Genomic DNA, 21,608 nt, shown 5'->3' on the forward strand with positions numbered 1-21,608 from the left:
AACAGCCTCCTATTTAGAGTTAAGACAGAAGCGTTTTCTTACAGCATTGCACCCAGTGGGTTGGTGAACAGCATGAATAATGCGATACCAACACCGATCATTGTTACGGCGTCTAACAGACCCGCTACGATGAACATTTTAACTTGCAGCATAGGAGCCATTTCTGGTTGACGCGCAGCGCCTTCCAGGAACTTGCCACCTAATAAGCCGAAACCGATTGCAGTACCAAGAGCACCCATACCAATCAGCAGAGCAACAGCGATAGCTGTCATGCCTAAAATCGTTTCCATCTGTATCTCCAGTATCTAAAATCTAAATCTAATTAGTTGATGATTTAGTTTAAAATTTCTTCAGCAATCCTTAATGATCTTCATGCGCCATGCTTAAGTAAACAATGGTCAACATCATGAAGATAAACGCCTGCAGCGTGATAACCAAAATGTGGAAAATTAACCAACCTAGTTGCAGAGTCACACCCAGGGAAGATAATAACAAGTTGGTACCATACATCAGCGCAATAAGGATGAAGATCAACTCACCTGCGTACAAGTTACCGAATAGACGCAATGCCAATGAAATTGGCTTAGCAACTAAAGTAACAGTCTCTAATAGGAGGTTGACGGGTATCATTGCCTTATGGTTAAAGGGCTGTAGCGTCAGTTCTTTAACAAAACCAGACACGCCTTTGACCTTAATGCTGTAGTAAATAATCAGCACAAACACACCGATAGCTAAGCTGAAGGTGATGTTTACGTCAGTTGTCGGAACCACTTTCAAGTATGGAACGCCCGCTAAACTTGCTAACCAAGGCAGCCAGTCAACAGGAAGCATATCCATGAAGTTCATCATGAATACCCATACAAAAATGGTCAGAGCTAAAGGCGCGATCAGGGCATTGCGGCCATGAAAACTTTCTTTCACGCTGTTATCAACGAACTCAACGATCATCTCGATAAAGCATTGCAGCTTACCGGGAACCCCTGAAGTCGCTTTTTTACCAACACTACGGAAAATCCACAGGAACAGAACACCAAGACCAACCGAAAAGAACAACGAATCAATGTGCCATGTCCAGAAACCTTCACCAACATGTAAGTTGGTAAGGTGATGCTGGATATAGCCCTGCGGTGTTAACGCTTCACCAGGTGCAGCCATGATTCATCCCACTTAACTTTGCTTGAAGTATAAAGGAGCTGTCCAATGCACTATTAACGTCAGCACATAACAAACAAAAAGCGGCATAAATGCCACCTCAAGCTTGCTAAACACCAATGAAAACATTGCGATGGTTAACAGCAACTTTACCGCTTCCCCCCAGTAAAAAGTTTTAATCACTTTTGCTGCTGAACTTGCTCCCGTATGAGAGAAAGCGAGGGTTGCGAATACAAAATTAGGGAGCACAGCAATTGAACCACCTGCTAACGCAGAATAGCCAAACTGAACTCCCCACACGACGAAAAAGAGAATTGAAGCACCCCCAGCCACCGCCGCCTGCATCATCACCAATTTATAGGCTGACCACCGGCCACGACGCGCTAAAACCTTACTCAACTCATCCTCTCCGCATTCATACTTTTTGTTTCGATGACCGGATGACAAATATCCGTATTTTTGTCGATGCACAAAAAGCTTGCGAAAGTATACCTTTTCACGCCTTCATTGCAACTTTGAGATAAGGAAAAACAGCACTTTTAACGTGATATAGCGCCAAAACAGTCAAAATCCAAAATTAACATATGTCACAAATTTACATTAAAAACTGTTAATCTACAGACATTAACGAATTTTGCTAAGAATTCCGTCTAATTCAGCCAGATTCTGATAGTTAATTACAATTTTACCCTTACCCTTACTGCTATGAGCGATCGAAACCTTAGCACCTAATCTTTCAATTAACTGCTGCTCTAAACGACAAACATCTTGATCTTTAGTCGTAGTTTCGACGGGTTTGGGCGGATTTAAGGTTTGATTAATCAATCGTTCAGTTTCGCGAACGGTTAATTCCTTGGCAGCCACTAATCTCGCCAGATTTGTTTGTTCTTCACCCTCAATTGCGAGCAAAGCGCGTGCATGGCCCATATCAATGTCGCCATACTCGAGTAAACGCTTAACCGGTTCATTTAACCCGTTTAACCGTAACAAGTTAGATACACTCGCGCGAGATTTTCCCACAACATCGGCAACCTGTTGGTGAGTCAGCTCAAATTCTTGCATCAAACGTTGTAATGCAATGGCTTCTTCCATGGCATTTAAGTCTTCACGTTGAATGTTTTCAATCAACGCAATAGCAACCGCCGCTTCATCGGGAACCGGTTTAACGATACAAGGGATTTTTTCGACACCCGCCAATTGGGACGCTCGCCAACGGCGCTCACCGGCGATGATTTCATACTGGCTATCGCTAACAGGACGCACCACAATCGGCTGAATAATGCCTTGATTGCGGATGGAATGGGCGAGTTCTTCTAACGCCTCGGGAGACATGTCCTTACGAGGTTGGTATTTACCCGGTTGTAGCAGGTCGAGATCCAGATGAATAAGTTCTTCTTTTTTATCGACAACAACCACTTCTTCCGTGTGCTTTTTACTCGCGGCGTGGCTGTTACTCAGTAAAGCATCTAAGCCCTTACCTAACCCTCTTTTCTTTAACGTCATGGTTATCCTTTACGCTCGCTTAGCCTGAGTTTTCTGTTCGGAACGGCGGATCATCTCACCCGCTAACGCCAAATACGCCTTAGCCCCTGCACTCGATTTGTCGTAGTACATGGCGGGTGCGCCAAAGCTCGGCGCCTCGGCCAAACGCACATTACGTGGGATCACAGTGCGATAAACCTTATCACCAAAATGCTGTTTTAGCTGATCGGACACATCATTTGACAGGCGATTACGCGGGTCATACATGGTCCGCAAAATCCCTTCAATCCCCAAACCAGGATTCACCACCGCCGCTAATTTGGTGATGGTATCAATCAAGGCGGTTAAACCTTCCAGTGCAAAATACTCACACTGCATTGGCACCAACACAGAATCCGCCGCCGACATGGCATTAACCGTCAACATGTTGAGCGAAGGCGGGCAATCGATAAAGATATAATCGTATTGATCTTTTATCGGTGCGAGCGCATTACGTAACCGCACTTCACGGGCAAAGAACTCCATGAGTTTAATTTCTGCCGCGGTCACATCGCCGTTACTGGCAATCAGATCGTATTTCCCCGTGGTGTCTTTGACCACGATCTCATCGAAGGGCTTTTCTTCAACCAGCAGTTCGTAAGCCGTGTTTTCGACTTCGTATTTATCGACACCGCTGCCCATGGTGGCATTGCCCTGGGGATCGAGATCGATCAGCAGCACTTTACGCTTAGTCGCGGCTAAAGAGGCGGCTAAGTTGACACAAGTTGTTGTTTTCCCTACGCCACCTTTCTGGTTGGCCACGGCAATTACTTTACCCACAATGTCACCCTGTATGTAAATTCTGGTTTATTGCCTACTTAAAAATCCATGCGAAATGAGGAGCTTTAAGCCTGTTATTCTTTGATTATTTTGAGTAAATGTCTTTGCTCATCGAGTCTAGGCACTTGGAGTTCGATGGTTTCGGTCACCACAAATCCAGCGGGGATCTGTTGCATCTCTTCATCACTCAGTTGTCCCTTGAGCGCATAAAATTGTCCATGCTCGGCAGGCAAGTGATGGCACCATGTCAACATATCATGGATTGAGGCAAAGGCGCGGCTGAGCACTCCATCGAACTTTTGCTCGGGTTGATAGGCCTCGACTCGGCTCTCTATCGAACTAATATTGTGGATCCCGAGTTCAAAGGCCACTTGCTTTTGAAAGCGGATACGCTTGCCTAAGCTATCGAGCAGCACAAAGGTTTTATCTGGATTAATAATCGCTAAGGGAATGCCGGGAAGCCCAGGACCAGTACCCACATCGATAAAGCGCTCGCCCTGCAAATGGGGCGACACCACTAAGCTGTCCATGATATGGCGGACAAGCATAGCCTCAGGATCCCTGACCGAGGTTAAGTTATAGGCTTTATTCCATTTGTTGAGCATGCCAACAAAATCAAGCAGTTGTTTTTTCTGCTCAGCCGTGGCGGGCAGATTAATTTCGGCTAAATAGGCCTCTAACTGGGCAGATAACACTGAACAACCTCAATAAAGATACGATTATAAACTCGCTGGCTATTATGAAGCCCTGAAACGTCGAAGGGAAGCCTGAATGCTTCCCTTCTGCGACCAAACTGGCGATTAAGCTAGCTTTTACGCGCTCTTGCGTAATAAACCGCGTTTTTTCAGATGCACCAGCAGAATTGAAATCGCTGCCGGAGTAATACCTGAGATACGCGATGCTTGGCCAATGGTTTCGGGCTTATGGCTATTTAACTTAGCAATAACCTCATTTGAAAGCCCCGGAACCTCTTTGTAATCAAGGTTCAATGGCAGACCAGTGTTCTCATTGCGTACCGCTTTGTTGATCTCTTCCTGCTGACGTTGGATATAGCCAGAGTACTTCACTTGGATCTGTACTTGCTCGGCAGCAAGTGGATCGGCAAGTCCAGGACCAAAACCTTCAATCTGCATCAACTTGCTGTAATCCATTTCTGGACGACGCAGCAACTCTTCAAACGACGCTTCACGGGAGATCGGCGTGTTTAAATGCGGATTTAACACTGGCACCAATGGAGAATTTGGATGGATCCATTGGCTACGTAGACGCTGCAGTTCTAACTCGATCGATTCCATTTTTTCGCTGAAAGAGGCCCAGCGCGCATCATCCACCAGACCCAGTTCACGACCTTTTGCCGTTAAACGCAGATCGGCGTTGTCTTCACGCAGCAAGAGGCGGTATTCGGCGCGGCTGGTAAACATACGGTAGGGTTCTTTAGTCCCTAAGGTTGATAAATCGTCAACCAATACACCGATGTAGGCTTCATCACGGCGAGGACACCAAGCCTCTTTGCCCTGAACCTGCAATGCAGCATTCATCCCCGCGAGTAAACCTTGGGCACCAGCTTCTTCGTAACCCGTGGTACCGTTGATTTGGCCAGCGAAGAACAAACCATTGATAGTTTTGGTTTCTAACGAGTTTTTAAGATCCCTTGGATCGAAATAGTCGTACTCAATCGCATAACCTGGGCGAACAATTTCAGCATTTTCCATACCTTGGATCGAACGAACCAAATTTAACTGCACATCGAAAGGCAAGCTAGTGGAAATACCGTTAGGGTAGATCTCGTTTGTGTTTAAGCCTTCGGGTTCGATAAAGATCTGGTGCGATGATTTATCTGAAAAACGATGGATCTTGTCTTCGATAGAAGGGCAGTAACGTGGACCAATTCCCTCGATCACGCCTGAATACATAGGGCTGCGATCTAAGCCTCCACGAATAATATCGTGTGTCTTTTCATTGGTATGGGTGATCCAACAAGAAATTTGTTTCGGGTGATGGCTCACATCGCCCATAAACGACATCACAGGTAATGGCGTATCGCCTTTCTGCTCTGTCATCTGGGTAAAATCGATGGTGTTTGCATCGATACGCGGTGGCGTACCGGTTTTTAAGCGGCCAACACGGATTGGTAACTCGCGTAAACGGTGGGCGAGTGCGATAGATGGTGGATCGCCAGCACGACCACCACTGTAGTTTTCTAAACCAATGTGAATTTTACCACTGAGGAAAGTACCCGCGGTTAAGACCACTGCAGGCGCTTCGAAAGCTAAGCCCATTTGGGTTACTACGCCGACTACACGATCGTTCTCAACAACCAGATCATCAACAGCTTGTTGGAAAATACGTAAGTTGGCTTGGTTTTGCAGAATATTTTGGATCTTCTGACGATACAAAGCGCGATCAGCCTGAGCACGAGTCGCTCTTACTGCTGGGCCTTTGCTCGAGTTTAGGGTTCTAAATTGGATCCCTGCATAGTCGGTTGCGATCGCCATTGCACCGCCTAACGCATCGATTTCTTTTACCAGATGACCTTTGCCAATACCGCCGATCGCAGGGTTGCATGACATTTGGCCTAAAGTATCAAGATTATGCGTCAGCAATAATGTCTTAGAGCCCATTCTTGCTGCAGCCAATGCGGCTTCAGTTCCGGCATGACCACCACCTACAACAATAACATCAAACCGTTCATGAAAATGCATGACCCTACCTTTAGTAACTTAAGAGACCCAACGTGAGCCGATCATTTTAGCATTTGCTTTGAATGAGGTGAATGATCATTTTTAGAAAATGGATCCATAGGATCGGGACTAATAGATCTTAAGATCTTTATATAGATCTTCTTACTATGTTTACTATTAGGATCGCACTTTCCTGTGGGTAATCTTATTTTCTTATTTATATCAAATAGTAACGAACTTTTATTCTTGTGATCTAGCCGAGATCTACTGCCAGAAAAGGTGGGGATAGATCGGCTATTTATCCACAAGGGGGATCTTTAAGCAGATCAGGTTGTGAATAGCACAGAGGTTGATCAGATCTAAATAATAGTTTATCCACAAAAATATACATCTGAGTAGCTTTTTGTGGATAAATAAGATCTAAACTGTGGGTGGTTTGGTATGTTTTCCAAGAGAGGATCTTAAATTTGATCTTGCCATTGTGCCAACCACGCTAAAGCTGGGTCTTCTGGCACTGGATCCTGTTGTACATCGATCTGGATCTTATCCACAATGACTTTTGCACCACTATATTCCAGCACTTCAACTAACTTTTCTGGACCTTGGCAAAAGGTGTCATAACTCGAATCGCCAATCGCGCATAAGGCGAACTGAACTTGGATCAGATCCTGTGTGTTTAGCAGCAGTTCTTTACAAAATGGTTGTAAATTGTCGGGCAGATCGCCGGCGCCATGGGTCGACGAAACGATGATCCAAAGGGGATATGATTGCAATTCATCCAAAGTTGGGCTCAAAAAGGTATCGACTTCATGGCCTAATGGAGTGAGCTGGGCCTGCATTTCATCCGCTATATATTCACTGCTGCCGAGGGTGGTTCCGACTAATATCGCGATCTTGGTCATTGTTACTGCTCTCTGTGGTCGTTAATTTCTATCATTTTTGGGGCTTACATCTACTTACAGTGTTTTGCTGTATAAATTTACTCACTATTGATTTGCAGTCTGCTAGTATCCTTGGCTGCAATCCTTGTTTTATACATAGGCCGTAAGGTTTTTATAACAATTATAATAGGATAACTGATGACTACTCCTGCTGATGCGCCAAAGTGGCCACGCCAAATACCCTATATTATTGCCAGTGAAGCGTGTGAGCGTTTCAGTTTTTATGGCATGCGTAACATTCTAACACCATTCTTGATGACGGCACTTTTGCTCTCTATTCCCGAAGATCTTCGTGGAGCTGTGGCTAAGGATGTGTTCCACTCGTTCGTGATTGGGGTGTATTTTTTCCCCTTACTCGGTGGTTGGATTGCAGATAGATTCTTTGGTAAGTACAACACTATTCTGTGGTTAAGCTTACTTTACTGTGTGGGCCATGCATTTTTGGCTATTTTTGAACACAGCGTGCAAGGTTTTTACACCGGCTTATTTTTAATTGCCTTAGGTTCGGGCGGGATTAAGCCTTTAGTTTCTTCGTTTATGGGCGATCAGTTTGATCAGAGCAACAAGTCTTTGGCACAAAAAGCCTTCGATATGTTCTATTTTACGATCAACTTTGGTTCCTTCTTCGCATCCTTATCTATGCCATTGTTACTCAAGAATTTTGGCGCTGCAGTGGCTTTCGGGATCCCCGGTGTGTTGATGTTTATCGCCACGGTATTTTTCTGGTTAGGCCGCAAACGTTATGTGCATATGCCACCAGAGCCAAAGGATCCCCATGGATTTTTACCCGTGATCCGCAGTGCCTTGCTTACTAAGGTCGAAGGCAAGGCCAATATCGGTTTAGTGTTAGCCTTAATTGGTGGTGTTTCAGCGGCTTATGCGCTGGTGAATATTCCGACGCTCGGGATTGTGGCAGGTTTATGTAGCGCTATGGTGCTGCTGATGGGATTTGTTGGCCTTGGAGCTTCATTACAGCTTGAGCGCGCGCGAGGGATTCATCCTGATGCGGCCGTGGATGGTGTACGTTCTGTGCTGCGTATTTTAGTGTTGTTCGCCTTAGTGACGCCATTTTGGTCTTTGTTCGATCAAAAGGCGTCGACCTGGATTTTGCAGGCTAACGATATGGTTAAACCTTCGTGGTTTGAACCTGCGATGATGCAGGCATTAAACCCGCTGTTAGTGATGCTGTTGATCCCATTCAATAACTTCGTTTTATATCCAGCGATTGAGCGTATGGGCGTGAAATTAACCGCGCTGCGTAAAATGGGGGCGGGGATCGCGATAACTGGCTTAAGCTGGATTGTGGTTGGGACGATTCAGTTGATGATGGACGGCGGCTCGGCGCTGTCTATCTTCTGGCAGATTTTACCCTATGCCTTACTGACATTTGGCGAAGTATTAGTTTCGGCGACTGGTTTAGAATTTGCCTACAGCCAAGCTCCTAAGGCAATGAAGGGCACTATTATGAGCTTTTGGACCTTATCGGTTACCGTCGGTAACCTTTGGGTATTACTGGCTAATGTGAGCGTAAAAAGCCCTGCAGTGACGGAACAAATTGTTCAAACTGGGATGAGTGTGACGGCATTCCAAATGTTCTTCTTTGCGGGATTTGCGATCTTGGCAGCTTTTATCTTCGCGCTCTATGCTAGGTCCTATCAAATGCAGGACCATTATCGCCAAGTCTAGGTTAACCATTTAAGACAAAGCGCCTTTAAATAAAAAATCAGCCCCTAAGCGAACTTAGTGGGCTGATTTTTTATGGTTAGTTTAGCTAACCGCTAAAGCGAAATTATTTGCCGATACAGAAACTAAAAATGTAAAACCACTCAAAGTGTTAGAAAGCTATTGGCGCACATATGGAGTGCAACCTTTTGTTAGGTTTTGCCATTGAATCGCTTACTCTAGAGGAGTTTTGGAATTTTTTAAAGTGGGATAATAGGGAAAGTGGGAAATATAAATTGAGCTCTTCGTTGTTATTGGTGGAACCCCATATCCAGCTTTCCTAAATGAAAGAGGATAGCACTTTGAAATCGCTCTGAATTTCGATACCCCATAGCCTTTACTCTGAGCAGTCTAACTTGGCTATTTATTGCTTCTGCCAAACCGTTTGATAGACCAAACGCATGGCATTAAGTATGCCCCAGAGTTTGTTCTCGATTGTATCTGCCATCGCCATTAAGGGTTTGAGACTGCTGGCTTTAGCTTAAAGCTATCCAATCTTTTCATCGCTGCTTTGTTCCTCGAACACTATTGCCATGCCAGATGTTCCGAGCCTGCTCTTTAAAATACTATGCAAGAGCGGTATTCATCATTGCAGGGATGAGCCTATCGACCCTCTCTCGGTCGGGGTCGCTGAGATTATCTCGTCGCTTTAACCAGTAAAAACGTGTTCGATGTGCCTCTTGCCGCATTGACGGTGCCAACCTGAAAAACTCGTCTTTGCGGATCCGGTTAACCGCCTCCGTTAGCATCTTGGCTACATGGAAGTGATCAAATGCGATTTTCCTCTATGCATTTGGCAGCGCTTTCTTTGCTGCTTTAATGTAAGCAGGGCTCATATCCATACAGATAGACAGAGTTTGGCGTAGTGAGTTTGCATGCTGTTGGTTAGACGGGTATCAAAACTTGCAGCTGAACATCCCTCTGAAACCGCTAAAACTTGTCCTTCATGATTAGAGAGCAGCGTGACATATTCATGCCCCTTTTTAAGTGCGGTTTCATCGACCAATAAATAGTCGGTATTAATCTGTTTGCGTTTTGCCAGTCCACGATAAACAGTGCGCGCCATGATCCTATGGCTCCAGTGTATTGGAAATCTCATCAATGTCATGGTCTTAATTTTGGGGAAAGGTCAGGCTGAACCCAAACAGCTAAGAGTCTGTATTCATTAAGTGCGAACAATGGAATTTGTTTTTATTTTTATAATCTTAATCTATACTGGGCTTAACTGCTTTCTGGTAAATAACGGCGTTGTTGACTAAATCCTTTTGAACCATTTCAGCCCGCGGTGATCAGATCTTTCAGCACAGACTGACAGAGCGACATCATGGGCAAAGCTAAGCACAAAATCATCAACTGGCCTGAGTACAACCAGAGTATACGCAATCGCGGCTCATTGACCTTTTGGATGGATGACGCAGCCATTAAAGGCTGGTTATATCATCAGCATCATGGTGGTCGGGGGCGCGGTTTTCAGTTTACTGACCAGGCGATTGAAGTCGCTCTGATGCTGAAAAGCGTCTTTGGCTTATCGTTGCGCGCCACGGAAGGATTCATTAATTCCTTGTTTAAGCTGATGGATGTTCCCTTAGCCTCACCGGACTATAGCTGTCTCAGCAAGCGGGCTAAAACCGTGGAAATTGCCTACCGAGCGCCGAGTCATGGCCCGATTGCCCATGTCGTTATCGATGCCACTGGCTTGAAAATCTTTGGCGAAGGCGAATGGAAAATCCGTAAGCATGGCAAAGAAAAGCGCCGCGTCTGGCGTAAGCTGCATTTGGCAGTCGATGCCCAAACTCATGCGATTATTGCGGCTGAGGTCAGTCTTGAAAGTGTCGGCGACAACGAAGTGATGGGCACCTTACTCAATCCGCTGCGTCGTCGCATCGAGCAAGTCTCTGCCGATGGCGCCTATGACACCAAAGCCTGCCATAAGCTGCTTAAAAATAAAGGGATAAAAGCAGTGATACCGCCGAGGTCGAATGCGGGTTACTGGTCCCAAGGGCATATACGCAATGAGGCTGTGGATGCGCTCAAAGCAGGCAGTCTATCAGACTGGAAGCAGCAACATGACTACGGTAAAAGGTCGCTAGCGGAAACCGCGATGTACCGATACAAACAACTGATAAGCCCGACCCTGACGCTGCGAGACTACAATGCTCAGGTTGGCGAAGCCTTAGCCGGAGTTAAGGCCATGAATAAAATGCTGAGCTTGGGCATGCCTTCAAGGGGCGCTGGTCGTTAAACCGAGCAAGACCTTGGGGCAGTTGCTATCCGCGCAATGATTTGATCAACAACGCCGTAAATAACGACAATGTATGCCACTGGCTATAGTAGTTGTATCCATTGCGCTTTGACCACAATCAATCGTCACTATATATGAGGAACATCGAATGATATTGCGACAAAGTTGTCAGTTTGCCATCTTTTTTAGCGCCATCATCTTAGCTCTATTTGGCTGCGAACAGGCGCCAGTTGAAGTCAAAGCAACCGGCGACATCTCGCGGCCAGCCATGATAGTGACATTGCAGCCGCAGGGCATATCGCAAACCCAGTTTACCGGCGTTGTCCGCAGCGCCGAGCGGGCGGAGCTGGCCTTTAAACAGTCGGGCAAGCTTGCCAGCATGACGGTGCAGGAAGGTGATAAGGTCAGCCGGGGGCAAACACTGGCCACTCTGGATGATGCGGAGCTGAAAACCGCGCTCAATTCTGCCAATGTTGAATTTAAGCAGGCGCAAACCGATTTTGAGCGTGGCAATAAAATTTTCTCGACCAGTCAGGCTATCTCGCGTAGCGATTTGGATCAGCTTAAGGTTAAGCGCGATCTAGCTGCCAATAAGGTTGCCAAGGCACAGCAGGATTTGGCCAACGCTAGTCTCAACGCCCCCTTTGATGGCACTGTGGCACAAAAGCTGGTGAATAACTTTGCCACGGTGCAGCCCAATCAGCCGGTTTACGTTGTGCACAATCCTGCCAATCTGGAAGTGATGATCAATGTGCCCGGGAAACTGTTTCTTGAGCCCAATGCCGGTCAGCGGGCGGTGGCAGAAATCGAAGGCCTGGCTGGGCAGCGTTTTGGCCTGACCTATCGCTACTACGCCGCCGATGCCGACCCGGTATCGCAAACCTATCAGGTGGTGCTGGGCTTTGATGACCCAAGTGCCGCCAATCTGTTGCCGGGCATGAATGCCAAGGTGTATCCGGTGATGGACAGCGCCGCGCAAAACCAGCATCTGTTGGTGCCTGTGGATGCGGTGGTGCCTTCCAATACCGGCAGCCAGTTTGTCTGGTTGGTGAATGCCGACAGCCGTGTTGCCAAGCGCAGCATCAGTGTTGGCAATATTTTGGGTAACCAAATTCAGGTGACCGAGGGTTTAAGCCCGGGCGATAAAATTGTGGTGGCAGGCGTTCACGCCCTGGCAGAAGGAATAAAGGTTCACCCAATGCAGTCGGGGGAGTCTAACTGATGGATATCGCCCGTTATTCGATTGCCAAACGCACCAGCGTTTGGGTGATCATCTGTTTGCTGCTGCTCGGGGGCTACCTTAGCTACCAACAACTGGGGCGCTTTGAAGACCCTGAATTTGTCATCCGTCAGGCGGTGGTGATCACCCCTTATCCCGGCGCCAACGCCAAAGAGGTGGCCGACGAAGTCACCGATGTGATTGAGTCGGCGGTGCAGGCGCTGCAGGAAGTGAAAGAAGTTAAGTCGGTCTCCAAGCAGGGCATGTCGGAAGTGACGGTTGAGATCGACCTGCAGTTTGCCCGCTCCAAGGGGGAGCTCGATCAGGTGTGGGATAAGCTTAGGCGAAAAATCGGCGATGCCCAACGGCAACTGCCCAAGGGGGCGGGGCCTGCGATAGTTAACGACGACTTTTCTGACGTTTACGCCCTGTTTTATGCCGTCACCGGCCCCGGCTACAGCGATAAGCAGCTGTATGACTATGTCGACTTTCTGAGTAAAGAGCTGGCTTTGGTGGACGGGGTGGCCAAAACCGCCATCATGGCCAACCGCCAGGAAGAAATTTATCTGAGTTCTCGGCTGAGCGCCTCGCCGCCCTTGGCATGAATGCCCAGCAAATCTTCTCGGTACTGCAAAAGCAGAATCTGGTGACGGTGGCGGGTGAGCTGCCTGCCGGCAATATGCGCTTGCCGGTGATCCCTCAGTCGGCGGTTAGCAGCCTGGATGCACTCAAAAACCTGCCCCTTGGTCTTGGCAATCAGGGCCAGGTTCTGCGCCTCAGTGATGTGGCCAATGTGGTGCGCGGCTATAAAGAGCCCATGAGCCTGATGATGACCTACAACGGCGAACGCGCCATCGGGCTGGGTATTTCCAACATCAGCGGCGGCAACGTGGTCAACATGGGCGATGCGGTCAAGGCACGGCTGGCCGAGCTTGAAAATCAACGCCCTATCGGCATGGAGCTGAATGTCGTCTCCATGCAATCCGATTCGGTCAAAGCCTCGGTGGCCAACTTTGTCGACAATCTCATCGCCGCCGTGGTGATAGTGTTTGTGGTACTGCTGCTGTTTATGGGGGTGCGCTCCGGGGTGATTATCGGCTTTGTGCTGCTGCTTACCGTGGCCGGCACGTTGATTATCATGCTGATGGACGACATTGCCATGCAGCGCATTTCCCTTGGCGCGCTCATCATCGCTCTGGGGATGCTGGTGGATAACGCCATCGTGGTGACCGACGGCGTGCTGGTAAAACTGCAGCAGGGTGAAGAGCGTGAAAAAGCCATCAGCGAGGTGGTTAATGCCACCGTATGGCCGCTGCTTGGCGGCACTTTGGTGGGCATTCTGGCGTTCAGCGCCATTGGCCTGTCGCCCAGCGACATGGGTGAATATGCCGGTTCGCTGTTTTGGGTCATCCTCTATTCGATGCTGCTGAGCTGGGTGTTTTCGGTCACCATTACTCCGCTGCTGTGCCATCAGTTTTTGCAGGTTAAACAACAAGCTGCCGGTCAGAGCGAGGGCAAGGTGCTCGGCGCCTATCGCGCCATGCTGATGTGGGTGCTTGGCAACCGTATCCTGACCGGACTGGGGTTGATTGGCCTGCTGGCGCTGGCACTGTTTGGCATGCGTCTGGTTCCGCCGGGCTTTATGCCCGAATCACAGCGGCCGCAGTTTGTGGTGGATGTGTATTTACCTCAGGGTACCGACATCAACTACACCCATACCGTGGTTGGCCGTATCAGCGATGAGGTGGCCAAAGAGGCGGCTGTTACCGGCATTACCAGCTTTACCGGCGGCGGCGGTCTTCGATTTATGCTGACTTACTCCCCCGAGTCGCGTAACCCGGCCTATGGCCAGCTGCTGATAGATGTGGATGATTATCAGAACATTGCGGCATTGGTGGTAAAGCTGCAGCAGCAACTCTCTGAAAACTATCCCGATGCCTCCATCAAGGTGTGGAAGTTTATGCTTGGCCGCGGCGGCGGTAAGAAAATCGAGGCGGGTTTCAGTGGCCCAGACCCAAGGGTACTGCGTGAACTGGCCGAGCAGGCCAAGGCGCTGATGTTGCAAAATCCTCAGCTGATTGCGGTGCAGGATGACTGGCGCCAGCAGGTGCCTGTGCTGGTGCCCAAATACGATCAGGCGGTGGTGCAGCAACTGGGGCTGACCAGTGTGGAGCTGAATCAGGCGCTGGCACAAATGCTCAGTGGTACTACGATTGGCTCCTACCGCGAAGGGGATGACCTCATTCCGCTGGTGGTGCGCGCGCCCGAGAGTGAACGCCGGTTTGAGCGTGCCATTGAAAGCCTGCAGGTTTACAGCCCGGTTGCCGGTCGTCAGGTACCGCTCAGTGAAATGACCAGCGACATCGCCGTAGAGTGGCAGGATGCCATTGTTCGCCGCATCGATCGCCAGCCCACCATTCTGGTGCAGGCCGATCCCGCGCCGGGCGTGCTCACTAACGAAGCGTTTAACAGAGTTCGCCCTGAGATTGAAGCCATTGCGCTGCCACCGGGTTATCGGCTTACCTGGTATGGTGAGTACAAGGCCTCCAACGATGCCAACGAAGGCTTGGCCTCGTCAGCACCGTTTGGCTTTGCCGCGATGATCTTGGCCGTGGTGTTTATGTTCAATGCGCTCAGGCAGCCGCTGGTTATCTGGCTCACTGTGCCCTTGGCGGTGATAGGCGTGGTGGTGGGGCTGGTGCTGTTTAACACCGCGTTTGAGTTTATGGCCATTCTCGGTTTTTTAAGCCTGATTGGCATGATGGTGAAAAACGCGATTGTGTTGGTGGATCAGGCCGACAGCGATATCCGTGCTGGCGCTGCGCCACTGGACGGGTTAGTGCAGGCCTCGGTCAGCCGCGCCCGCCCTGTGGTGCTCGGTGCCCTGACCACCATACTCGGGGTTGCGCCGCTGATTATGGATCCCTTCTTCAAGAGCATGGCAGTGACCATTATGTTTGGTCTGCTGTTTGCCACAGCCCTGACATTGATTGTGATCCCGCTGCTGTATGCTGCCCTACTGCGGGTGCCGGCGCCCACGCGCTGAAGCAAGCCAGCCGTGTGCTGGCTATCGCTGTATGACAAAGAGGGTGATTAAGCCCTCTTTTTTGTCTTAACTTGGAGCTTTTTGCAATGTTTTTACAAGTCACAATACTAGCATTTACTGCATTGCTGCCAATGGTTAATCCTCCAACAACGGCCACTTTACTGCTTGGCTTAACCAATGGTCGGGATCCGGCCTATGTTAGGCAACAGGTCAATATGGCGTCTATTTGGCTATTTGTAACGCTATGCGTCACCTTTTTTATTGGATCATCAATTTTGGACACCTTTGGGATTTCTATCCCGGGCCTGAGGTTAGCAGGTGGACTAATTATCGGGGTGATAGGGTTTCGTATGCTATTTCCATCGCCAACGGCCGATACTGGCCAGCAAGCACATGACAATATTGCATTTGTTCCGTTAACCATACCCAGCATGTGTGGGCCTGGTACCATGGCATTGGTCATTAGTGGTGCCGCGCAGATTTCTGATATTCCAAATGATTACGACAGAACACCGATTTATGCCGGTATGGTGGCGGCCTTTGCTTTGGTAAGCATTACTAGCTGGGTTGTGTTACGAATGGCACAACCTGTTTGCCGGTTTATGGGGAAAGCAGGGATAGATGCTCTCACACGCATAATGGGCTTTTTGCTTATCAGTATGGGAATGCAATTTATGATTAATGGCGTGAAAGAGTTGCTGACAGATCCTGCATTCCTGACGTTATGCGCGCAGTGATGATAGCGAGCTGTCGTAATATTCTTTATTGTGCACATTTTGCTCAGTGCTATGCTTAAATCCGGGTTAAATCGGACCTTTAGAAAGAGATGGAGCTGGTATGGCGCAAAGAATGATAAAAGCAGCAACTTTGGTAATGGCGATGTTTCTGCCGCTTACATATGCCGAAGAAACCGCTGTCGATCCGCTACAAGCGGAAGCTGAAGTTGACGATGGACTGAAGAAATTCGGCTATATGACAGGGGCGTTGTTGACTAAATCCTTTTGAACCATTTCAGCCCGCGGTGATCAGATCTTTCAGCACAGACTGACAGAGCGACATCATGGGCAAAGCTAAGCACAAAATCATCAACTGGCCTGAGTACAACCAGAGTATACGCAATCGCGGCTCATTGACCTTTTGGATGGATGACGCAGCCATTAAAGGCTGGTTATATCATCAGCATCATGGTGGTCGGGGGCGCGGTTTTCAGTTTACTGACCAGGCGATTGAAGTCGCTCTGATGCTGAAAAGCGTCTTTGGCTTATCGTTGCGCGCCACGGAAGGATTCATTAATTCCTTGTTTAAGCTGATGGATGTTCCCTTAGCCTCACCGGACTATAGCTGTCTCAGCAAGCGGGCTAAAACCGTGGAAATTGCCTACCGAGCGCCGAGTCATGGCCCGATTGCCCATGTCGTTATCGATGCCACTAGCTTGAAAATCTTTGGCGAAGGCGAATGGAAAATCCGTAAGCATGGCAAAGAAAAGCGCCGCGTCTGGCGTAAGCTGCATTTGGCAGTCGATGCCCAAACTCATGCGATTATTGCGGCTGAGGTCAGTCTTGAAAGTGTCGGCGACAACGAAGTGATGGGCACCTTACTCAATCCGCTGCGTCGTCGCATCGAGCAAGTCTCTGCCGATGGCGCCTATGACACCAAAGCCTGCCATAAGCTGCTTAAAAATAAAGGGATAAAAGCAGTGATACCGCCGAGGTCGAATGCGGGTTACTGGTCCCAAGGGCATATTCGCAATGAGGCTGTGGATGCGCTCAAAGCAGGCAGTCTATCAGACTGGAAGCAGCTACATGACTACGGAAAAAGGTCGCTAGCGGAAACCGCGATGTACCGATACAAACAACTGATAAGCCCGACCCTGACGCTGCGAGACTACAATGCTCAGGTTGGCGAAGCCTTAGCCGGAGTTAAGGCCATGAATAAAATGCTGAGCTTGGGCATGCCTTCAAGGGGCGCTGGTCGTTAAACCGAGCAAGACCTTGGGGCAGTTGCTATCCGCGCAATGATTTGATCAACAACGCCGATGGTAAACGCCAAGTGTGGCGTAAACTACTCATTGCCGTTGATACACATACTCACGAGATTATTGGTGCAGAACTCGCATATCTCTGGTGATGGTGCTTACGACACGAGGGCCTGTCATGATGCCGTTCGTCGAAAACGCGCTTTTGTGCTCATCCTACCTCGGGAAGGGGCAGTGCTCTGGGAACAAAGACATCCACGTAACTTAGCGGTCTGTTGGCAACAACTTTATGGTTCAAATAAACAGTGGAAGAAGCGCTATGGGTATCATCATCGTCCGTCAATCTCAGAAACGGCCATGTACAGGGTGAAGCAATTACTAGGTGGCAGATTAAGCCTGCGAAATTATAACGGTCAGGTAGGCGATGATAAGGGCGTTGAACAAGCTCACAGAGCTAGCTAATGCCTGAAACTCATTATGTATTTTAATAATGGAACAATCTTAGGGCGCTTCGTTCGCTGAGTCGATATAGAAAACAAAGCTGTAAGGATAATCAATAACTAACAGAGGAAGGTGTATGGATCACTTTCGGAATATTTGGTTAGGTATGAGAAAATTAGATGTACTAGCTCAGACCTGATCTGACACTTGGCCATTGTTAGTGTGGCCTCCTTCTGGGAGTAGCCTTGGTCAACCACCAGTTGAGCCGTTTCCAGACGGAATTCAGGGCTAAAATTCGGTCCTTTTTTCTTTGCCATTTCGTCACCTACTGCTGCAATGGGGGCAATCATAACAGCTCTAATCAGGTGGCCAAATTCACTATGCCACTACAGTTAGCATTTATTTTGGCATGCTATTGGAATATTCTTTTACTTCAAGTGATGCAAATTATGACGCTTTAGCATACAGCTTAAAAACTAGTCTCGAAGGATCAACTGCCCCAAAGAGAGTGGGACAAAATTATTATCTGTATTGTTACTCATTTTGAAATTTGCTTTATCAGTACAAACTATTGATTTTAAATAATAAATTAACTAATTATCTTGCATTTTTCTGCCTCCATGCGAATCTTTATAAAGCAGGAGGTAATCATGAAAAAATACCCATCTTTATCATTAATCGCTTTATGTGTGTCCTTGTCTGGTTGCGTAACCGGACCCCGTCATTATGCTCAAGATGAATCTCGGGCTTTAAATCTAGCGCGAGCCGGGGGCATCTACGATTTGGATTTGAGAGATTCCCACGATGGTACCCACTCTTATAGTAAGGGGATGTTGGTTCCATTGCTTGATCTCGCCAGGCTAACGACTTCATTTGATTATCCGCTTCGGCGTCTTTCTGGTACGCAGACGTTCGCGTTTAACGCTACCGATATAATGATGACACCAGACAATCCCTCGGCTAGACCAAGTCTAATGGGATGGATGCCCGCATCTGCTGCTACCTCAGAATCTCAGGCTTATGAGAAATATGTGCATCTTGTCGAGCAGGCTATCCAGCATGTGGCCGATGATATGGCATTGAATGTCACTAAACTGAGTAATGTAGAAACGCCAGAAATTGATGGTCATCCCATGATTCTTTGGTCTGTTGAAAGCGCTGAGCATGGATGCGGTATTGGTCAATGTGTGGTTGCTTACAACATTACGACTCCTTATCTCTGGAAGAGCCCGCTCTACATTAAAGATGGTGAGTCAGAAAGCTATAACATCGCTGCTAATCACCTGAAGAACTATTCTCGCTTTGTTTTCCGCCAGTCAGGCCCAAAAGACTTTCCAATTGATGAGTTTTATAGAGCCGTCAGTGCTGCATTGCCATCGTGGATGGTGATCTATTACCCACCAAACCATGTTGTTCAGGATGGCAAATCTCTCCCATATCCAGTGCTGTATGAGCAAGGGAAGCAACTGCTGTTTAAGGAGCCAGCCTTATGAAGAGTGAATATCAGGAGCTAGACAATATTGTTTTGGCGATGGATGAAGTCCAAACGGACCCCGTAATTCTTACTTACCTGATCAGTCATCTATTGAAGAGAAATTCGGTGTTTCATCAGCCTAGAGTGGGATGTGTCAAATGCAAGAGCACGGGAGAACTAGTCTATCCCCATAGCTGGATTGAGCTTCCAGGCGGTTGGACTGTTGATCTTAGACTTAATCAGGCTTTCAACACGTTCGACCGCTACCCGCAAGGCATTTTCGAGCCATCATCCTACCGGAACCTTCAGTATTTCGGTATGCCTCTTACTGTGCCTGAATTCGAACCATCTGAACTCGATGAAATGACTGATTTTATGTTTTCCAAGTTATTCAGTGTGCAAGGACTGGATATTCGAGTGAGCGGAGGTTGCTATGACTGCATTTGAGTGGGGAATGCTTGGGCTATTCCTATTTTTTAGTTTGGTCACCTTCTGGTGTCTTTACAGCTATAGAGCCAACCAGAAATTGTCAGGCCAAGGCAAACCTCAAGCCGAAAAGTGGGAGGGAAAACATGATTCAAAATCTCAAAAATGATTTAGTAAATATAATGTTGCTTGGTGTTCTGCTACTCGGATTGATGCTGGCTCAAGACTCTGGATGGGGATTCTTGCTCGCTGCTTTGCCATTGTCCATTTGGTGCTTTAAAGCTTTCAGATTTATCCAACGCAGATGGTGGTTAGCCGTACCATTTTGGTGTGCACTTACTTATTTGTGTTGGCAAATGTCCTTGGCACTTTGGGCTGGCTATCTATTCGTTGCGTTTGTCAGAAATATGATGGAGTTGAATAGAACTTACCCTATGCCAAGTCGTCATAAGCGAATGAAACCTGATCTTTCCGTTTTCCCGGATAGCTTTGATTACGACTACCGAAACCATATTGGGTTTGGTGACTGATTTTTGGCCCTTAGCTGGTTCCTTTTGAGTACACATCAACGGAACTAGCCATCAGACTGGTTTTACTACCAACAGAACCACCTAAACCAGACCAGAGATAAAGCACCACCTATAACAGACTGTGGAGACCTAGATGTTCATTCGAGCTTACCTTCGCGCATCAACCAAAGAACAAAATGCTGAACGGGCTCGAGAGTCCTTGATTCAGTTTGCTACTCAGCATGGCCAGCGAATCGCTGCCTTTTATATAGAGAATGTTTCTGGCGCCACTTTGCACCGACCTGAGTTGATGCGTTTGATTGCTGAGTCAGGCGAGGGTGACATTGTGCTGGTTGAACAAATCGACCGTCTGGCGCGGCTCAAACAAAGTGATTGGGATACGTTGAAACAAAAGCTGGCCAGCAAACGTCTAGCCATTGTTTCACCAGAACTTCCTACCAGTTGGCTGGCTTTACAACAACATAGCGAAACTGACTTTACCGGTGCGATTTTACAAGCGGTTAATGCCATGATGTTGGACATGCTCGCTGCCGTTGCTCGCAAAGATTATGATGACCGGCGACGTCGTCAATCACAGGGAATCGCAAAGGCTAAATCCGATGGTAAATACAATGGGCGTCAGCCTGACCTTAAACGGCATCAGCACATAGCCAGCCTATTGAAGACTGGCCATAGCTATAGTGACATTCAGGACATGTTGGGGTGTTCGCGGCACCTGATTGCATCAATATCGAAAGTGATAAGATCCTCTCACTAGCAGGGCATGACAAGTGTAACTGCTGATTTGTTAGCCTGTTTTAAGTCTTTTAAGATCAATTATTTCTCATTTTTTGACTTTATTGCTAGCCGTGAAAATGCAAAGCCTATAGGATACAAAAATTACAATTTGTAGGTTTTGTGAGTCATATGAAGGCAACCAATATAGACCCTCAACTGCTTGAAAAAGCCACGAGTATCTTTGCTGAGTTGGGCTTACCTATTGAGCAGGCTATTAACGTCTTTTTAGCTAAATCCGTTCAAGCCAAAGGTTTTCCGTTTTCTGTTGCTCTTGAAAATGAAGTAGAGACACGGGAAGTTGCACAAACGCAACACAATATCAGAAATGCAGAGATAACCGAAGCTATCCAAGACTTGGTTGAACATGCTCTACCACTGAGTGAAATAGAAAACCTCACGCAGCTAACCTATTGTCGCAACATTTTTGGGTTGTCATTCCCCGTGCTCAAACTGGCTAAATCATCACGGCCAGAAGACATTCGCAGTGCAGCCAAAGATGCCAAAGAGCGAAACCGCTACTCCACCACTAAAGTGGCCCAGCGAGATGAAAAAACCTATGTTATTTGCACCCAATGGACCGACAGACATCGTTCTGCATTTTGCCGTTGGCAAGCCATCTTTAGCTAGAACGCAAAATAATAACCAAACAATACACTGATTTTTTAACGATTTAACTTCATT

At 47.7% G+C, this 21,608-nt stretch carries 21 protein-coding genes and 2 pseudogenes; 14 read left to right on the forward strand and 9 right to left on the reverse strand.

Going from position 1 to position 21,608, the window contains the following annotated elements; genetic code table 11:
• Positions 1-38 precede the first annotated feature (38 nt).
• The 8 genes from atpE to mioC form a co-directional block, all read right to left on the reverse strand.
• Positions 39-290, reverse strand: coding sequence for a F0F1 ATP synthase subunit C (gene atpE / locus ACUZ8J_RS00090; RefSeq protein ID WP_006083840.1), 252 nt, complete (start codon positions 288-290; stop codon positions 39-41).
• Between the two features lie 70 nt (positions 291-360).
• Positions 361-1,155 carry a F0F1 ATP synthase subunit A gene (atpB, locus tag ACUZ8J_RS00095; protein ID WP_011718837.1) on the reverse strand — a complete coding sequence of 265 codons (795 nt, stop codon included), beginning with the start codon at positions 1,153-1,155 and terminating at the stop codon, positions 361-363.
• Between the two features lie 12 nt (positions 1,156-1,167).
• Positions 1,168-1,551: an ATP synthase subunit I gene (locus ACUZ8J_RS00100; protein ID WP_011624652.1), complete on the reverse strand. Its 384-nt coding sequence runs from the start codon at positions 1,549-1,551 to the stop codon at positions 1,168-1,170.
• 225 nt (positions 1,552-1,776) lie between these two features.
• Complete coding sequence (locus tag ACUZ8J_RS00105; RefSeq protein WP_011718839.1) at positions 1,777-2,655, reverse strand: ParB/RepB/Spo0J family partition protein; 879 nt, start codon at positions 2,653-2,655, stop codon at positions 1,777-1,779.
• 9 nt (positions 2,656-2,664) lie between these two features.
• A complete protein-coding gene (locus ACUZ8J_RS00110; protein ID WP_011718840.1) occupies positions 2,665-3,453 on the reverse strand; it encodes a ParA family protein in 789 nt (262 codons plus the stop codon).
• Between the two features lie 74 nt (positions 3,454-3,527).
• On the reverse strand, positions 3,528-4,148 hold the full coding sequence (gene rsmG / locus ACUZ8J_RS00115) for a 16S rRNA (guanine(527)-N(7))-methyltransferase RsmG (protein ID WP_374920220.1): 621 nt from the start codon (positions 4,146-4,148) through the stop codon (positions 3,528-3,530).
• 117 nt (positions 4,149-4,265) lie between these two features.
• The gene (gene mnmG, locus ACUZ8J_RS00120; protein ID WP_086903509.1) at positions 4,266-6,155 is read right to left on the reverse strand and encodes a tRNA uridine-5-carboxymethylaminomethyl(34) synthesis enzyme MnmG; all 1,890 of its coding nucleotides are present in this window, start codon (positions 6,153-6,155) and stop codon (positions 4,266-4,268) included.
• A gap of 440 nt (positions 6,156-6,595) precedes the next feature.
• A complete protein-coding gene (mioC, locus tag ACUZ8J_RS00125; RefSeq protein WP_446692756.1) occupies positions 6,596-7,036 on the reverse strand; it encodes an FMN-binding protein MioC in 441 nt (146 codons plus the stop codon).
• A 177-nt stretch (positions 7,037-7,213) separates the two neighbouring features.
• Here mioC and ACUZ8J_RS00130 point away from each other — a divergent pair, with 177 nt between their 5' ends.
• Entirely contained in the window at positions 7,214-8,761 is a 1,548-nt protein-coding gene (locus ACUZ8J_RS00130) for a POT family MFS transporter (RefSeq protein WP_446692757.1), read from the forward strand.
• Between the two features lie 287 nt (positions 8,762-9,048).
• Here the strand turns inward: ACUZ8J_RS00130 and ACUZ8J_RS00135 are convergent.
• Positions 9,049-9,872: pseudogene (locus tag ACUZ8J_RS00135) on the reverse strand (ISL3 family transposase); the annotation flags it as partial.
• A 249-nt stretch (positions 9,873-10,121) separates the two neighbouring features.
• On the opposite strand from ACUZ8J_RS00135, the gene ACUZ8J_RS00140 reads away from it, so the two are divergent.
• The 13 genes and pseudogenes from ACUZ8J_RS00140 (at position 10,122) to ACUZ8J_RS00200 (ending at position 21,554) form a co-directional block, all read left to right on the forward strand.
• Entirely contained in the window at positions 10,122-11,039 is a 918-nt protein-coding gene (locus ACUZ8J_RS00140) for an IS5 family transposase (RefSeq protein ID WP_446692758.1), read from the forward strand.
• 148 nt (positions 11,040-11,187) lie between these two features.
• Entirely contained in the window at positions 11,188-12,261 is a 1,074-nt protein-coding gene (locus tag ACUZ8J_RS00145) for an efflux RND transporter periplasmic adaptor subunit (protein WP_446692759.1), read from the forward strand.
• A complete protein-coding gene (locus ACUZ8J_RS00150; protein ID WP_446692760.1) occupies positions 12,261-12,863 on the forward strand; it encodes an efflux RND transporter permease subunit in 603 nt (200 codons plus the stop codon). The genes ACUZ8J_RS00145 and ACUZ8J_RS00150 overlap by 1 nt, the downstream gene beginning before the upstream one ends.
• The gene (locus tag ACUZ8J_RS00155) at positions 12,860-15,304 is read left to right on the forward strand and encodes an efflux RND transporter permease subunit (RefSeq protein WP_446692761.1); all 2,445 of its coding nucleotides are present in this window, start codon (positions 12,860-12,862) and stop codon (positions 15,302-15,304) included. Before ACUZ8J_RS00150 ends, ACUZ8J_RS00155 begins: the two co-directional genes overlap by 4 nt.
• A gap of 86 nt (positions 15,305-15,390) precedes the next feature.
• A complete protein-coding gene (locus ACUZ8J_RS00160; protein WP_446692762.1) occupies positions 15,391-16,041 on the forward strand; it encodes a MarC family NAAT transporter in 651 nt (216 codons plus the stop codon).
• Between the two features lie 100 nt (positions 16,042-16,141).
• Positions 16,142-16,309: a hypothetical protein gene (locus ACUZ8J_RS00165; RefSeq protein ID WP_446692763.1), complete on the forward strand. Its 168-nt coding sequence runs from the start codon at positions 16,142-16,144 to the stop codon at positions 16,307-16,309.
• A gap of 55 nt (positions 16,310-16,364) precedes the next feature.
• Positions 16,365-17,282, forward strand: a complete 918-nt coding sequence (locus ACUZ8J_RS00170) for an IS5 family transposase (RefSeq protein ID WP_446692764.1) — start codon at positions 16,365-16,367, stop codon at positions 17,280-17,282.
• A gap of 47 nt (positions 17,283-17,329) precedes the next feature.
• Positions 17,330-17,767: pseudogene (locus tag ACUZ8J_RS00175) on the forward strand (transposase); the annotation flags it as partial.
• A gap of 603 nt (positions 17,768-18,370) precedes the next feature.
• Positions 18,371-19,213, forward strand: coding sequence for a hypothetical protein (locus tag ACUZ8J_RS00180; RefSeq protein WP_446692765.1), 843 nt, complete (start codon positions 18,371-18,373; stop codon positions 19,211-19,213).
• Positions 19,210-19,641: a hypothetical protein gene (locus ACUZ8J_RS00185; protein WP_446692766.1), complete on the forward strand. Its 432-nt coding sequence runs from the start codon at positions 19,210-19,212 to the stop codon at positions 19,639-19,641. The genes ACUZ8J_RS00180 and ACUZ8J_RS00185 overlap by 4 nt, the downstream gene beginning before the upstream one ends.
• Before the next feature lie 125 nt (positions 19,642-19,766).
• A complete protein-coding gene (locus ACUZ8J_RS00190; protein WP_446692767.1) occupies positions 19,767-20,150 on the forward strand; it encodes a hypothetical protein in 384 nt (127 codons plus the stop codon).
• A gap of 133 nt (positions 20,151-20,283) precedes the next feature.
• Positions 20,284-20,907, forward strand: coding sequence for a recombinase family protein (locus ACUZ8J_RS00195; RefSeq protein WP_023205112.1), 624 nt, complete (start codon positions 20,284-20,286; stop codon positions 20,905-20,907).
• Positions 20,908-21,056: 149 nt separating this feature from the next.
• Positions 21,057-21,554, forward strand: a complete 498-nt coding sequence (locus tag ACUZ8J_RS00200; protein WP_023205113.1) for a type II toxin-antitoxin system RelB/DinJ family antitoxin — start codon at positions 21,057-21,059, stop codon at positions 21,552-21,554.
• Positions 21,555-21,608 lie beyond the last annotated feature (54 nt).

The organism is Shewanella sp. Koi 1, from assembly GCF_052907445.1.